The 14,852-nt window shown below is 70.3% G+C and carries 10 protein-coding genes; 8 read left to right on the forward strand and 2 right to left on the reverse strand.

The window, feature by feature from the left end; translation table 11 throughout:
• The coding region (gene recA / locus KUF83_RS37395; RefSeq protein ID WP_217459505.1) for a recombinase RecA at nt 1–1,019 on the forward strand (1,019 nt) is incomplete at its 5' end.
• 475 nt (nt 1,020–1,494) lie between these two features.
• On the opposite strand, the gene KUF83_RS37400 is transcribed toward recA, so the two are convergent.
• Nucleotides 1,495–2,799, reverse strand: coding sequence for an RICIN domain-containing protein (locus tag KUF83_RS37400; protein ID WP_217459566.1), 1,305 nt, complete (start codon nt 2,797–2,799; stop codon nt 1,495–1,497).
• Between the two features lie 103 nt (nt 2,800–2,902).
• Nucleotides 2,903–4,333, reverse strand: coding sequence for an endo-1,4-beta-xylanase (locus tag KUF83_RS37405; protein ID WP_217459506.1), 1,431 nt, complete (start codon nt 4,331–4,333; stop codon nt 2,903–2,905).
• Between the two features lie 615 nt (nt 4,334–4,948).
• On the opposite strand from KUF83_RS37405, the gene KUF83_RS37410 reads away from it, so the two are divergent.
• The 7 genes from KUF83_RS37410 (at nt 4,949) to KUF83_RS37440 (ending at nt 14,830) form a co-directional block, all read left to right on the forward strand.
• Complete coding sequence (locus tag KUF83_RS37410; protein WP_217459507.1) at nt 4,949–6,427, forward strand: non-reducing end alpha-L-arabinofuranosidase family hydrolase; 1,479 nt, start codon at nt 4,949–4,951, stop codon at nt 6,425–6,427.
• Between the two features lie 195 nt (nt 6,428–6,622).
• On the forward strand, nt 6,623–7,843 hold the full coding sequence (locus tag KUF83_RS37415; RefSeq protein WP_217459508.1) for a metallophosphoesterase: 1,221 nt from the start codon (nt 6,623–6,625) through the stop codon (nt 7,841–7,843).
• Nucleotides 7,844–8,236: 393 nt separating this feature from the next.
• Nucleotides 8,237–8,899 (forward strand): (2Fe-2S)-binding protein, encoded by a 663-nt coding sequence (locus KUF83_RS37420; protein WP_217459509.1) that lies wholly within the window; start codon nt 8,237–8,239, stop codon nt 8,897–8,899.
• 12 nt (nt 8,900–8,911) lie between these two features.
• A complete protein-coding gene (locus tag KUF83_RS37425) occupies nt 8,912–9,892 on the forward strand; it encodes a xanthine dehydrogenase family protein subunit M (protein ID WP_217459510.1) in 981 nt (326 codons plus the stop codon).
• Nucleotides 9,889–12,084, forward strand: a complete 2,196-nt coding sequence (locus KUF83_RS37430; RefSeq protein ID WP_217459511.1) for a xanthine dehydrogenase family protein molybdopterin-binding subunit — start codon at nt 9,889–9,891, stop codon at nt 12,082–12,084. Before KUF83_RS37425 ends, KUF83_RS37430 begins: the two co-directional genes overlap by 4 nt.
• A 174-nt stretch (nt 12,085–12,258) precedes the next feature.
• A complete protein-coding gene (locus KUF83_RS37435) occupies nt 12,259–13,422 on the forward strand; it encodes an XdhC/CoxI family protein (RefSeq protein ID WP_217459512.1) in 1,164 nt (387 codons plus the stop codon).
• 163 nt (nt 13,423–13,585) lie between these two features.
• Nucleotides 13,586–14,830, forward strand: a complete 1,245-nt coding sequence (locus KUF83_RS37440; RefSeq protein WP_217459513.1) for an MFS transporter — start codon at nt 13,586–13,588, stop codon at nt 14,828–14,830.
• The last annotated feature ends 22 nt before the right edge of the window (nt 14,831–14,852 follow it).

Genomic DNA, 14,852 nt, shown 5'->3' on the forward strand with positions numbered 1-14,852 from the left:
AATTCGGCAAGGGTGCGGTGATGCGCCTCGGCGAGCGGCCGAACGAGCCCATCGAGGTCATCCCCACCGGGTCGACCGCACTCGACGTCGCACTCGGCGTCGGCGGCCTGCCGCGCGGCCGAGTGGTGGAGGTGTACGGCCCGGAGTCGTCCGGCAAGACGACCCTGACCCTGCACGCGGTGGCGAACGCGCAGAAGGCCGGCGGCCAGGTGGCCTTCGTGGACGCGGAGCACGCCCTCGACCCCGAGTACGCGAAGAAGCTCGGCGTCGACATCGAGAACCTCATCCTGTCGCAGCCGGACAACGGCGAGCAGGCTCTGGAAATCGTGGACATGCTGATCCGCTCCGGCGCTCTCGACCTCATCGTCATCGACTCCGTCGCCGCCCTGGTGCCGCGCGCGGAGATCGAGGGCGAGATGGGCGACTCGCACGTGGGTCTGCAGGCCCGTCTGATGAGCCAGGCCCTGCGGAAGATCACCAGCGCGCTCAACCAGTCGAAGACCACCGCGATCTTCATCAACCAGCTCCGCGAGAAGATCGGCGTGATGTTCGGCTCGCCGGAGACCACGACCGGTGGCCGGGCCCTGAAGTTCTACGCCTCGGTGCGGCTCGACATCCGTCGTATCGAGACCCTGAAGGACGGCACCGACGCGGTCGGCAACCGCACCCGTGTCAAGGTCGTCAAGAACAAGGTCGCACCGCCCTTCAAGCAGGCCGAGTTCGACATCCTCTACGGGCAGGGCATCAGCCGCGAGGGCGGCCTGATCGACATGGGCGTGGAGAACGGCTTCGTCCGCAAGGCCGGCGCCTGGTACACGTACGAGGGCGACCAGCTCGGCCAGGGCAAGGAGAACGCGCGCAACTTCCTCAAAGGCAACCCCGACCTCGCCAACGAGATCGAGAAGAAGATCCTGGAGAAGCTCGGAATCGGAGCACCGACGAAGGCCGCAGTCGCCGAGGACACGGGCGCCGTCCCAGTCCCTGGTGCCGCCCGGACCTCGGCGGGAAACGCCGCCTGACAGGCATGGGCGCCGCCTGGCCGGGGACAGGCTTCCGACATGTTCAGCATCTCGGCGTGCACCACGGCCCAGATCCGCTCGCGTCCCTGTTCCCTGCCGAGAACGTGCTCGTGCGCATCCGGGCGACACCAGCCGATAGGCGAGGCGCAGAGGACACCGCGCTCGGCAAGGATTCGATGACCGCGTCAGGATCCGGCTGGTCGGGAGCGGCCGGACGTGTCGGGGATGCCGGGCACTTCGGGCATGGTTGCCTGGAGATCTCGTTGGACTCCAGGCAACCCACCGGACGGGGCTCGGAGGAGATCGGCATCTCGTGGGCCTTCCGCAGGAGTGGGGGCGCCTTGTGGTCTCCGCCGGCTTGGTTCGGGCCGGGCCGGCCATCTCCTCCGGATGGCAAGGGTGGAGCCAGGATCATCCTGGCTCCACCCTTGGTGCGGGCGTGCCGGTGTGTCACTCCGTGGTGCGGGCGGGCGTGTCACTGGAACTGTGCGAAGAACCTCCAGATCTCTGCTTTGGTCCAGGTGGTGACGCCGCTTTCGCCGGAGGAGCCGTCGACCGGACCCGGTATGTGGCCTCCGTCGAACGCGGCCCATTGGACCGGATATCCGGCACGGCAGCCCGCATAGGTGGTGGTGATGTGCGTTCGGCTGCCCGGCGCGGGCTCGCGCGGGCTTTGGCCGGTGCAGCCGTTGTTGGCGACGAACTTGTCGCGCAGGGACCGTCCTTGCGCGATGCCGAGTACGTTGTCGCTGATGCCGTGGATTCCGAAGTAGGCAATGGGCTGGGCGCCGCCGCTGCACCCGCTGATCTGAGCACCGGAGATGACCGCGACGGCCCTGAAGGCGTTGGCTCGGCTGCATGCGAGTGCGTAGCTCATGCCGCCGCCCCAGCTGAATCCGGTGGCGAAACGCTGTGCCGGGTTGACACAGAGGCCGCCCTCGATACGCCGGATCATGTCGTCGACGAAGGTGATGTCCTCACCGCCCGAATTGGCCCAGCCGTTGCCGAGGCCTTGGGGAGCGACGAGGATCGCGCCGTTGTTCGACTGTTCCTGTTGGCCGTAGTAGGACCAGGCGTTCCCGCTCGTGCCGCCCGAGGCGACGTCGCCGGCGGTTCCGCCCCGCCAGTGGAACGCGAAGATCAGCCGGTAGGGACGGCTGTTGTCGTAGTTGGCGGGAACCCTGAGGATGAAGCTGCGGCTCTTGCCGCCGCTCTGAATCGTGTGCGTACCGCTCGCCAGAGCCGGGGCGCTGCCGCATCCGCCACCACCGCCACCGGACGACAGTTTGATCATCTGCCATTGCTGGTTGGCGCCGCCCCAGTCGGGGTACTGGACGACGTTGCCGCCGTCGGCGGTGGAGGCGCCCTGCACCTCCACCGCCTTGCTGCTGGTGCGGTTGATCAGCCGGACGTGGCCCGCGTCGGAGTCGGCCAGGCGGAACTGCTGGTTGGCTCCGTTGTGGTCGGTCCACTGCTGGATCGCGGCACCGTCCGTGGTCGAGGCGCCGGCCACGTCGAGAACCTTGCCCGAATGCCGGGCCTTGAGGCGGTAGAAGCCGCCGCCGGAGTCCACGAACTGCCACTGCTGGTTGGTTCCGTCGCTGCGCGTCCACTGGCCGGCCCGCGCGCCGTCCGCGGTGGCCGCGCTGGCCACGTCCAGCGCCTTGCCGCTGTTGCGATTGACCAGGACGTACCAGGCGTTGGTGTCCACCGTCGCCGCCGCGGCGGGCGCCGGATCCACCACCGCGAGCATGCCGATCGCCAGGGTCGCCGCCACCATGCCGGCGACCCGGGACCACCAGCGGCGTCTGGGTGGAGGGGCGGAGGAGGAGGCCGCACCGTAGGTCTTCATCGCTTCACCCTCTTCTTCGCGGCGGGTCCCATCAGGTGCGGGTCCAGCGTTGGTTGCTGCCGTTCGAGCAGGTGTAGAGCTGGATCAGGGTGCCGTTGGCGGTGCCGCTTGCGACGGCATCGAGGCAGAGGCCGGACTGGACGCCGGCGATGGATCCGTCGGAGTTGAGGCGCCATTTCTGGTTGTCGCCGCCCCAGCAGCTGTAGATCTGGACTTTGGTGCCGTTGCCGGTGCCGGCGGCGTCCAGACACTTGTTGCCGTAGACCCTGAGCTCGCCGGCAGCGGTGTACGTCCACTGCTGGTTGCTGCCGTTGCTGCAGTCCCACAGGTTGAGCTGGGTGCCGTCGGTGGTACTGGTGCCGGGCACGTCCAGGCAGCGGCCCGAACCGACGCCCTTGACCGGTCCGGATTCCGCCGGAGGCGTCGTGGAACCGCCGTTGAGGGCGTTGAGGACGGAGGTGTAGGCGGGCTTCTTGCTGCCGTTGCCGTTGAACAGCAGCGGCGTGTCCCCCGGTCGCCAGGAGTCGGTGTCGCGTACACCCCAGACGGTGATGCCGAGACAGCGCGGCACGGCCAGGCAGTCGTTGGTCACGTTGGCGTAGGTCGTGGCCGACGCGCCCTGGATGTCGAGTTCGGTGATGGCCACGTCGACGCCGAGGGCGGCGAAGTTCTGCAGGGTGGTGCGGAAGTTGCTGTTGTAGGGGCTGCCGCTGTTGAAGTGCGACTGGAAGCCGACGCAGTCGATCGGCACGCCACGCTGCTTGAAGTCCCGGACCATGGAGTACATGGCCTGGGTTTTGGCCCAGGTCCAGTTCTCGACGTTGTAGTCGTTGTAGCAGAGCTTGGCGGCCGGGTCGGCGGCGCGCGCGGCGCGGAAGGCGACCTCGATCCAGTCGTTGCCCGTGCGTTGCAGGTTGGAGTCGCGCCGGGCTCCCGAACTGCCGTCGGCGAAGGCCTCGTTCACGACGTCCCACTGGGCGATCTTGCCCTTGTAGTGGGCCATCACGCCGTTGATGTGGCCGACCATCGCCTGGCGCAGCGTGCTGCCGCTGAGGCTCTGCATCCAGCCGGGCTGCTGGGAGTGCCAGGCCAGGGTGTGGCCGCGCACCTGCTTGCCGTTCGCCACCGCCCAGTTGTAGACGCGGTCACCGGCGGTGAAGTTGAACTGGCCCCGCTGCGGTTCGGTGGCGTCGATCTTCATCTCGTTCTCGGCCGTCACCGAGTTGAACTCACGGCCCGCGATCGTCGTGTACGCCGAGTCGCCGAGCCTGCCCGAGGCGATGGCGGTGCCGAAGTAGCGGCCGCTCTGCGCCGCCGCGGCGCCGAGCGTGTTCTCGGCGGCGTGTGCCGTCGGCGGCGCGACCAGTGCGGCGGCCGCACCGAGGACGCCGACGAGCAGCGCCAGCAGCAGGCTGCGGATCTGTCGGCGGAGAACGGGTCTGGCAAGGGCATACGAGCCCATGACTGTGCCTCCAGAGTAGGAATCACGGAAGGACGGAAGGACGGAAGGACAGAGGACAGAAGCGCAGGGGAAGGCGTCGCGTACCTCTCCGCTGTGCGAACAGCCAGGACGCGCTGGTACGAGCCTCACCGGAACGAAACGAGGTGGCGCAGGTGCTTCGGTGCGCGGATCTGCAGTGCAGCTGTGCGTGGATCTGCCGTGCTGCGCAGGTACTCAGGGTGACGTCGTTCGGAATACCGAACCGCGGTCGGCCACTCAGAGAGGGATGATTGAGGGATTGACGATGAATCGTCAAGACTCACCACAGAGAAAGTTTCTGTTCGTCGCTCGAATCTTTCGACACTTCGACGAGCGGCAGCTGCCGCTGAGTCAACTCCCCTCCCCCGTGCAGGCCTTGGAATGGCGAGCCGAATCACCTACCTCCGGAGCGCCGCCGGGAGGAACTGTTTGTGGACAGATCGGCGACAGACCTTGACCGGCGGGCCCCGCATTCTTAGCTTGTGGCGTCAAAGGTTCGGAGAGGTCTTCGAAAGTTTCGAGACTGTCTCTGCTCCCGGTACGGCCGCTCCGCGGTTCATCGGCGGCACCCCACCCCGCCCCCAAGGAGGCCTTCTGATGTGGTTTCGCCACCCGTCCCCGGTCCGCCCCAGACGCATACTCGCCGTTCTTGCGCCGCTGCTGCTCGTGGCCACGTTCCTCGGTGCCCAGCCCGCCGCCGCGGCGACCGTCGACCCCAACGCCTCGTATGTGCTGGTCAACCGCAACAGTGGCAAGGCCCTGGACGTCTACAACCTGGCGACCAACGACGGCGCCCGCATCACCCAGTGGACCAGGAACGACCAGAACCAGCAGCTGTGGCAGTTCGTCGACTCCGGCGGCGGCAACTACCGCATCAAGTCCCGCCACTCCGGCAAGGTGCTTGACGTCGACACCGGGTCCACCGTCAACGGCGGTGCGATCGTCCAGCGGTCCGACCTGAACAGCACCAACCAGCAGTGGCGGCTGGCCGACAGCTCGGACGGCTACGTACGGTTCATCGCGCGCCACAGCAACAAGGCTCTCGAAGTACAGGGCGGCTCCACCGCCGACAACGCGAACATCGTCCAGTACGACGACTGGGGCGGCACCAACCAGCAGTGGCAGCTCGTCAAGGTCGGCGCCACCCCTCCCGGCTCGTGCAATCTCCCGTCGACCTACCGCTGGACGTCCACGGGCGCGCTGGCGCAGCCCAAGGCCGGGTGGGCCTCGCTCAAGGACTTCACCGTCGTCCCCTACAACGGCAGGCATCTCGTCTATGCGACGACGCACGGCGCCGCGGGAACGGGAGCGGGCTGGGGTTCGATGAACTTCGGCCTGTTCAGCAACTGGCCGGAGATGGCCTCGGCCAGCCAGAACACGATGTCGAACTCCGTCGTGGCACCCACGCTCTTCTACTTCGCGCCGAAGAACATCTGGGTGCTCGCCTACCAGTGGGGAGGTGGAAGCGCCTTCTCCTACCGGACGTCGAGCGACCCCTCCAACCCCAATGGCTGGTCCGCACAGCAGGTGCTCTTCTCCGGAAGCATCACCGGCTCCGGCACCGGCCCCATCGACCAGACGCTCATCGCCGACGGCCAGAACATGTACCTGTTCTTCGCCGGTGACAACGGCAAGATCTACCGGGCCAGCATGCCGATCGGGAACTTCCCGAGCAGTTTCGGCTCGAACTACACAACGATCATGAGCGACACGACGAACAACCTGTTCGAAGCCCCGCAGGTCTACAAGCTCCAGGGCCAGGACCGCTACCTCATGATCGTCGAGGCGATCGGCTCACAGGGCCGCTACTTCCGCTCGTTCACGGCCACGAGCCTGAACGGCTCCTGGACACCTCAGGCCGCGACCGAGAGCAACCCCTTCGCAGGCAAGGCCAACAGCGGCGCCACCTGGACCAACGACATCAGCCACGGCGAACTGATCCGCACCACCGCCGATCAGACCTTCACCGTCGATCCCTGCAACCTGCAGTTCCTCTACCAGGGACGCAGTCCCAACTCCGGCGGCGAGTACGGCCACTGGCCCTACCGGCCGGGTCTGCTGACACAGCAGCGCTGATGGCGTGACACCGGTCCGGCTCCCGTGCGGAGCCGGCATGGCGGGCTCGGCGCAAGGCCGAGTCCGCCCGGTCACGCGTCCACGTCGGCGCTCGTGCGGCGATGGAGCGCGGGTCGGGCAGCGCTCACCGGTCCGGTCGGCTCCAGGACGACCGGATACAGTGCGCGAGACGGCAGCCCGGTCAGGGAGGGAAGCGTGACCGACACCAGCAACACCCGGCCCACCGACAGCGAAGCGGGGGCTCCGCGGCAGAACCGACTGCACCGCCTGATGCGCTACCTCCCCCTGATCGCCCCCGTCCTGCTGTGGGCCGTGCCCTGCTGGGTGCTCCTGCACACCGGCCAGCACTGGCCGCTGCCCGTCACGCTGGGCGGCACCGCCCTGTTCGTCCTCGGCCTCGCCGGTATGCCGCTCGCGATGGTGCGCGGCCACGGCCGGCGCCAGCAGGACGTGGCGGCGATCGTCGGTGACACCCTGCTGGGTGCCAGCTGGGTTCTGTTCTCCTGGTCCCTTCTGCTCGGCGTCCCGTTGCGGCTCGCCCTGGCCCTGGCCTGCGTCGGCGAGAGTCAGGACCGGGCCCGAATCGTCACGTGGACCGTCCTCGCCGCCACCGCCGTCCTCCTCGCCTGGGGGTACGCCGAAGCCCGCCGCGTGCCGCGCGTGCGCCGACTCGACGTGCAACTCCCGCGGCTGGGCGCCGGGTTGGACGGACTTCGCGTCGTCCTCATCACCGACACCCACTACGGCCCGCTCGATCGCACTCGCTGGTCGGAGCGGGTCTGCGAGACGGTGAACACGCTGGAAGCCGACCTGGTCTGCCACACCGGCGACATCGCCGACGGCACGGCCGAACGCCGCCGCGCCCAGGCCGCCCCACTCGGTACCGTGCGGGCCACCCGGGCCCGTGTGTACGTCACCGGCAACCACGAGTACTACACCGAGGCCCAGGGCTGGGTCGACCTGATGAACGAGCTCGGCTGGGAGCCGCTGCGCAACCGCCATCTGCTGCTCGAACGCGGCGGCGACACCCTCGTGGTCGCCGGCGTGGACGACGTCACCGCCGAGTCCTCCGGCCTACCAGGCCACCGCGCACACCTCGCCGGAGCCTTGAACGGCGCCGACCCCGACCTACCCGTCCTGCTCCTGGCCCACCAGCCCAAGTTCGTCGACCGGGCGGCAGCCGACGGCGTCGACCTCCAACTCTCCGGCCACACCCACGGCGGCCAGATCTGGCCCTTCCACCACCTGGTCCGCATCGACCAGCCCGCCCTCGCCGGCCTCAGCCGCCACGGCACCCGCACCCTCCTCTACACCAGCCGCGGCACCGGCTTCTGGGGCCCGCCGTTCCGCGTCCTCGCCCCCAGCGAGATCACCCTCCTCGTGCTCCGCTCCCCGCACCTGCCCACCTCGCCGTAGCACCGGGCGGGCCGGCACATCCGCTCGGAGCGGTGCACGTGCCGCGGGGTGCGCCGTCGCCAGATCGGCGCGAGGGGGACGCAGGCGCGACAGGCCGGCGCTGACCGCCGGAGAGGGCCTTCGGCTTGCGGGCCCGACGACCTGCACCGCCCACCCGCGTGCCGCCACCGGAGCCGGCCCCGCACGACCACACCCCGGCTCAGCCTCAGGGGGAGAAGAGCATCGGGGGACAAAACTCTCCCTGCCACGGGCGTCACCGGTGGTGCCACACTTCCGGCGTGACCGGCCGCGGCTGTGATCCCCACGGTCTTCCAGGTCCGCCGCGACGCCGGTCCCGCCTCCTGCCGTGCCGCAGTGTGCGGCATGATCCGTCCGCGATGCGAAGGCGTACCCATGCCCACTGAACCCCCCGAGCCGGCCGTTGCACCCCCCGCACCCCCCACAGAAGCCGGTGAGTCCGCTCCGGCAGCCCCCAGTCGGCGTACTTTCATCGCCACCACCACCGCGGTCGGTGGTGTCGTCGTCGCGGGCGGTCTGATCGCAGGGACCGATCTCGCCGGTCCGGGCGAGGCGTCCGCAGCCGAGGCGTCGCCCGCGAGCCGCGTCTCCCTGACGGTGAACGGCACCCGGCGGACGGTGACGGTCGACAACCGCACCTCGCTGCTGGATCTCCTGCGCGAACACTTCGGCCTGACCGGCTCCAAGAAGGGCTGCAACGCGGGTGCCTGCGGCGCGTGCACGGTCCTGGTCGGCGGGCATCGGGTCAACTCCTGCCTGACGCTCGCGGTGCGGCTGGAAGGTGCCGAGGTCACCACCATCGAGGGCCTGGCCGACGGGGACCAACTGCACCCGCTCCAGGAGGCGTTCATCGAGCAGGACGCCTTCCAGTGCGGCTACTGCACACCGGGCCAGATCCTGTCCGGCGTCGGCTGCATCCAGGAGGGCCACACCGGCTCCCCGGAGGAGATCCGGGAGTGGATGAGCGGCAACATCTGCCGCTGCGGCTGTTACGTGAAGATCGTGCGCGCGGTCGAACAGACCGCGGGCCGGAAGTAAGGAGCGGCCACCATGCACCCCTTTACATACACCAAGGCGTCCGACACACGCGAAGCCCTCGACGCGGGCCGCCACGGCGGCCGTTACATCGCCGGCGGCACCACCCTGGTCGACCTGATGCGGGAGACCGTCGAACGCCCCGAGACCCTGGTCGACATCACCGGTCTGCCGATGCGCGCGGTCACGGCCACCAAGCGCGGAGGTCTGCGCATCGGCGCGCTGGTGAGCATGACCGAGGCCGCCGCCCACCCCCAGGTGCGCGCCCTGTATCCCGTCATCTCGCAGTCGCTGGAACTGAGCGCCTCGGCCCAGCTGCGGAACATGGCCACCATCGGCGGCAACATCATGCAGCGCACCCGGTGCACCTATTTCCGTGACGTGACGGCCGCCTGCAACAAGCGTGATCCGGGCTCGGGTTGTGCCGCGCGGGAGGGCCACAACCGCGCCCACGCGATCCTCGGCACCTCCGACCGCTGTGTGGCCACGCACCCCTCGGATGTCGCGGTGGCGTTCGCCGCGCTGGAGGCGACCGTGCACCTGCTGGGCCCGGACGGGGAGCGTCATGTGCCCTTCGCCGGCTTCCTCCTCAAGCCCGGCAGCACTCCCGACCGTGAACACGCCCTGAGAAAGGGCGAGTTGATTACCGCGGTGGAGATCCCGGCTCTCACCCGTCCACTGAGGTCGGGCTATCTGAAGGTCCGTGACCGGCAGTCGTACGAGTTCGCCCTGACCTCGGCGGCCGTCGCCCTGCACGTGCGCGGCGGGGTGATCCGGGAGGCGAAAGTCGCCGCCGGCGGGGTGGGCACGGTGCCGTGGAAGCTGCCCGCGGTCGAGGAACACCTCGTCGGCGAGCGCCCCTCCGCGGCCCTGTGGACGGCCGCTGCCCGGACGGCGGCGGACGGGGCCCGCCCGCTCACCCACAACCGGTTCAAGGTCGAACTGCTCCAGCGGACCGTGGAACGTCAGCTGCGCATCGTAGGAGGTACGAAGTGAGTCCTCAGCCGCAGGCCGCCGTGGGTGCGCCGCTGTCCCGGGTGGACGGCCGGCTGAAGGTCACCGGCAAGGCGCTGTACGCCGCCGAGTTCGACGTCGGCGGAGCGGTGCACGCCGTCATCGTCGACGCGAGCATCGGACGTGGCCGCATCACCTCCATCGACACCCGTGACGCCGAAAAGCACCCTGGGGTGCTGCGGGTGATCCACCACGGCAACGCGCCGAAGCTGCCGTACCGCGACAACGCCGGCTCGAACAACATGCCCGGGCGCAGGCTGCGGGTGTTCCAGGACGACAAGGTGCTCTTCCACGGTCAGCCGGTGGCCGTCGTGCTCGCCACCACCCTGGAGGCCGCCCAGCACGGCGCGAGCCTGGTCGAGGTCGGTTACGACGCCGAGCGTCCGTCGACCGACCTGCACACGGCCGAGCCGGACGAGCCGACGGACTACGCGCGCGGCGACGCGGAATCCGGCCTGCGCGACGCGGCGGTACGGCTTGACCTGACGTACCAGCTGGCCCGCAACCATCACAACCCGATGGAGCCGCACGCCACCGTCGCCCGCTGGGACGGGGACAAGCTGACCGTCTGGGACAAGACACAGTGGGTGATGGGCACCCACGACGAGATCGCCGCGGTGTTCGACCTGCCCGCGGACGCGGTGCGCGTCATCAACCCGTTCGTCGGCGGCGGCTTCGGCAGCGGGCTGCGCTGCTGGCCGCACACCATCGTCGCCGCCCTGGCCGCGCGGGAGACGAAGCGCCCGGTCAAGCTGGTGCTCAGCCGTCGGCAGATGTACTTCGGCACCGGTTTCCGGCCCTCCTACGAGTACCGGCTGCGCCTCGGCAGCGACCGGCGCGGCCGGCTGGCCGCCGCGGTCCACCGGATCGACGCCGAGACCTCGTCGTACGAGACGTTCACCGAGGCGGTCATGCTCGCGGGGCAGATGCTCTACAGCATGCCCGGCGTCAGCCAGGCGTACCGGACGGTGCCGCTGGACGTGAACACCCCGATCTGGATGCGCGGGCCGGGGTTCGCGTCGGCGTCGTTCGTGATCGAGTCGGCCATGGACGAGCTCGCGCACAAGGTCGGCATCGACCCCATCGAGCTGCGCCGACGCAACGAGCCGTCCGAGGACGAGGGGAAGAACCTGCCGTTCTCCACCCGCCGGCTGCGTGAGTGCTACACGGTCGGTGCCCGGGAGTTCGGCTGGGACCGCCGTAACCCCGAGCCCCGTTCGACGCGTGACGGGGACTGGCTGATCGGCATGGGGATGGCTGCCGGGGTCTACGATCCCGGGCGTTTCCCGGCGCAGGCCAGGGCTCGTCTGGATGCCGACGGAACCGCGGTGGTCGAGTCTGCCACCAGTGACATGGGCCCGGGCACCTACACCTCGCAGACCCAGGTGGCCGCGGACGCGCTCGGACTGACCGTGCGCGCCGTCACGTTCCGGCTCGGCGACTCGCTGTATCCGCAGACCGGGCCGCACGGCGGCTCGGCGACCATGGCCAGCGTCGGCTCCGCCGTCGTCGACGCATGCGACCAGGTGCGCAGGCAGGCGATCAAACTGGCCGTCGAGGACCGCGAGTCGCCGCTGTACGGGGTGGACGCCGGCGACGTGGTCGTACGTGGCGGCCGACTGCACGTGCAGGGCCGCCCGGCGCGCGGGGAGACCTACCGGAGACTGCTGGCCCGTAACGACCGCTCCCACCTGGAGGCCCGCGGTGACTACACCGGGCCGCCGACTCCCGAGCGGGAGTCCTACGCCGCCTACAACGCGACCTTCGCCGAGGTCGCGGTGGACGCGACGCTCGGTCTGGTGCGGGTGCGGCGGATGCTCGGTGTGTACGACGCGGGCCGCGTCATCAGTCCCAAGCTCGCCGACAGTCAGGCCATCGGCGGCATCGTGGGCGGCATCGGCACGGCCCTGCTGGAGCACACGGTCACCGACCACCGCGACGGCCGGATCGTCAACGCCAACCTCGCCGACTACCTCGTGCCCGTGAACGCCGATGTCCCCGAGGTCCGGGCGATCTACCTGGACGGCGAGGACAACGCGGGCAACGCACTGGGGGTGAAAGGGCTCGGCGAGGTCGTCCAGGTGGGGGTGGCGGCCGCGATCGGCAACGCGGTCTTCAACGCCACCGGCCGCCGCGTCCGTCAACTGCCCATCACTGCCGAGGCGTTGCTCTGAGCAGAGTGGCCCGGGCCGCTGCGGAGCGACCCAGCGGCCCGGGCCACTCCGTCATCGTCCGGCAGTCGGTCCCCCCGTCCGGCTGCCGGACCTTCCGGGGCCGCCGCCGTGTGCTGACGCTCCCCCGCGACGCGGCGGCGGCCCGCCCACGCCCCCTGCACGAAGGACCCGTTCATGCTGAACATCGCGGAGACACTGCACCGCTGGTGCCGCGAAGCCCGCCCCTTCGCCCTGGCCACCGTCGTCGACGTCACCGGCAGCGCACCGCTGCCCGCGGGAACGTCGGTGGCGGTGGACGCGGACGGCAACGCGGTCGGCAGTATCTCCGGCGGCTGCGTCGAGGGCGCGGTCTACGACCTGTGCCGACAGGTGCTGCGCGACCGGGGCGCCCCCCAGCGGGCCTGGTTCGGCTACTCCGACGACGACGCCTTCGCCGTCGGCCTGACCTGCGGCGGAGAACTCGACGTCCTCGTCCAGCACATGGATCCCGCAGCCCAGCCACACCTCGCCGCGGCCCTCGGCGAGGTCGTCCAGGGACGGCCCGCCGCGGTGGCACAGATCGTGGACGGCCCCCGCGACCTCCTCGGCTCGACCCTGAGCGTCCTCGCCGGCGGCGGCGTCACCTACGGCACGCTGGACGACGGAGCGGCGGACCAGCTGGTGGCGGACGAAGCCACGGCCCTGTTGCGATCCGGGCGGACCGCCCGCGTCACGGTCGGCGGGGACGGGGACGGCTGCCCCGAACCTCTGACCGTCCTCGTCCACGTCCACGCGTCCCGCCCGCGTCTGCTGGTCTTCGGCGCCGTCGACTTCGCCGCCGCGCTCAGCCGGGCGGGGGCCTTCCTCGGCTACCACGTCACCGTCTGCGACGCCCGCCCCGTCTTCGCCACCGCCGCACGTTTCCCGTACGCGGACGAGGTCGTCGTCGACTGGCCCCACCGCTACCTGGAACGCACCGACGTGGACGCCCGCACCGCTGTCTGCGTCCTCACCCACGACGCCAGGTTCGACATCCCCCTGCTGCGCCGGGCGCTCGATCTGCCCGTCGGCTACGTCGGTGCGATGGGGTCCCGGCGCACCCACGCCGAACGCCTTCGCCTCCTGCGGGAGGCCGGCGTCCGCGCGGAGCAGCTCGCCAGGCTGCGCTCACCGATCGGCCTCGACATCGGGGCCCGCACACCCGAGGAGACCGCGGTGTCCATCACCGCGGAGATCATCGCCCACACCAGCCGGGGCACGGGCCTGCCCCTGTCACAGGCCACCGGTCCGATCCACCGGCCGCTTCCCACTCGGGGGGCCGAATCGCCGCACGGCGCATCAGCGGTTCCCTGTCCGTGAAGCGGCGGCTGCCGGGGATTCGGCCGCTCGCCGTTCTGCCACGAAGCGGGAAGAGGTTCCTCCCCGTCGCAGAACGCCGGTGCGGTGCGATGTTCTCGGCATCCCCACACCGCGGCGGTCGCACGTCGCCCCGAAAGTCGCCCCGAAATGAGAGTGCCACCGCATGTCGTCCCCGCCCGGCAGCCGCAGGCTGCCCTTCGTCGTCCTGGTGCTGTCCGCCGGAACGTTCCTCATGGGCACCACCGAATTCGTCATCGCGGGCCTGCTCCCCGAGATCGCCGGCGATCTGGAGGTCAGCGTGTCCCGCGCGGGTCTGCTGATCACCGTGTTCGCCGCCGGCATGGTCGTCGGGGCACCGGCGATGGCCATCGCGACGCTGCGCCTGCCCCGGCGCTCCACACTGATCCTCGCGCTCGTCGTCTTCTCCCTCGGCCACCTGGCCGCCGCGCTCAGCTCGTCCTTCGCTCTGGTGGTCGCGGCCCGCGTGGTGACCGCGCTGGCCACGGGCACCTTCTGGTGTGTCGGCGCGGTCGTGGCGACGACCGCGGCGGGACCGGCAGCGACGTCACGGGCCCTGGGCATGCTCATGGGAGGCCTGACCCTGGCCACCGTGGCCGGGGTACCGCTGGGCTCGTGGCTCGGACAGTTGTCGGGCTGGCGTGGGCCGTTCTGGGTCCTGGCCGCGCTGTCAGCCGTCGCGGCGGCAGTCGTGGGCCGGTTCATACCTGCCGACGAGCGGCGTGAAGCGCCTTCTGTTCGGGCCGAGCTCGCCGCGCTGCGGGACGGGAGGGTATGGCTGACGCTGAGTGCCATGACGCTGCTGATGGGCGGTGTCCTGGCGACGTACAGCTACATCTCGCCCCTGCTCACCGAGCGGGCCGGCGTCCCCGCCGGGGCCGTACCCATGGTCCTGACCGGCTACGGTCTGGGCGCCCTGCTCGGCACCACGGTCGGCGGGCGCCTGGGCGACCGTCGGCCCCTTGCCACCCTCTTCACGGCCACCGCGACGACCACGCTGGCCCTGCTGCTGTTGACCGTCTTGTCCACGAGTCCCGTGACGACCATGGCCCTGGTGACGTTCCTGGGGGTGACCGGCTTCGCCGCGACCCCGGCGCTCGGCGCGCTGGCCCTGCGCTTCGCCGGCTCCGCGCCCACCCTCGCTTCGGGCCTGAGCGGAGCGGCGCCCAACGTGGGGATCGCCGTCGGCTCCTGGACGGCAGGCATCGCCCTGACCTCACCGCTGCGGCAGGCCGGACCCCCGCTGGTCGGCACGGTGGCGGCCGCGCTGGCCCTCGTACCACTGACCGCCCTCGCGCTGATGCACGGCACCCGTGCCGAGACACCCCGGCCCCGGCCGGGAACGGCCACGGACCAGGCGGCCGGGGCGCGCACGCAGGACGTCGGCTGACGCGGTGCCCGTCCCCGGCTCG

The sequence above is a fragment of the Streptomyces sp. BV286 genome (assembly GCF_019090165.1).
Taxonomy (GTDB): Bacteria; Actinomycetota; Actinomycetes; order Streptomycetales; family Streptomycetaceae; genus Streptomyces.

What these genes read in the sequence shown, in the direction of transcription:
- KUF83_RS37405 (WP_217459506.1), bottom strand. Translation starts at nt 4,333, where the DNA reads ATGGGCTCGTATGCCCTTGCCAGACCCGTTCTCCGCCGACAGATCCGC.
- KUF83_RS37410 (WP_217459507.1), top strand. Translation starts at nt 4,949, where the DNA reads ATGTGGTTTCGCCACCCGTCCCCGGTCCGCCCCAGACGCATACTCGCC.
- KUF83_RS37420 (WP_217459509.1), top strand. Translation starts at nt 8,237, where the DNA reads ATGCCCACTGAACCCCCCGAGCCGGCCGTTGCACCCCCCGCACCCCCC.
- KUF83_RS37435 (WP_217459512.1), top strand. Translation starts at nt 12,259, where the DNA reads ATGCTGAACATCGCGGAGACACTGCACCGCTGGTGCCGCGAAGCCCGC.
- KUF83_RS37425 (WP_217459510.1), top strand. Translation starts at nt 8,912, where the DNA reads ATGCACCCCTTTACATACACCAAGGCGTCCGACACACGCGAAGCCCTC.
- KUF83_RS37440 (WP_217459513.1), top strand. Translation starts at nt 13,586, where the DNA reads ATGTCGTCCCCGCCCGGCAGCCGCAGGCTGCCCTTCGTCGTCCTGGTG.
- KUF83_RS37400 (WP_217459566.1), bottom strand. Translation starts at nt 2,799, where the DNA reads ATGGTGGCGGCGACCCTGGCGATCGGCATGCTCGCGGTGGTGGATCCG.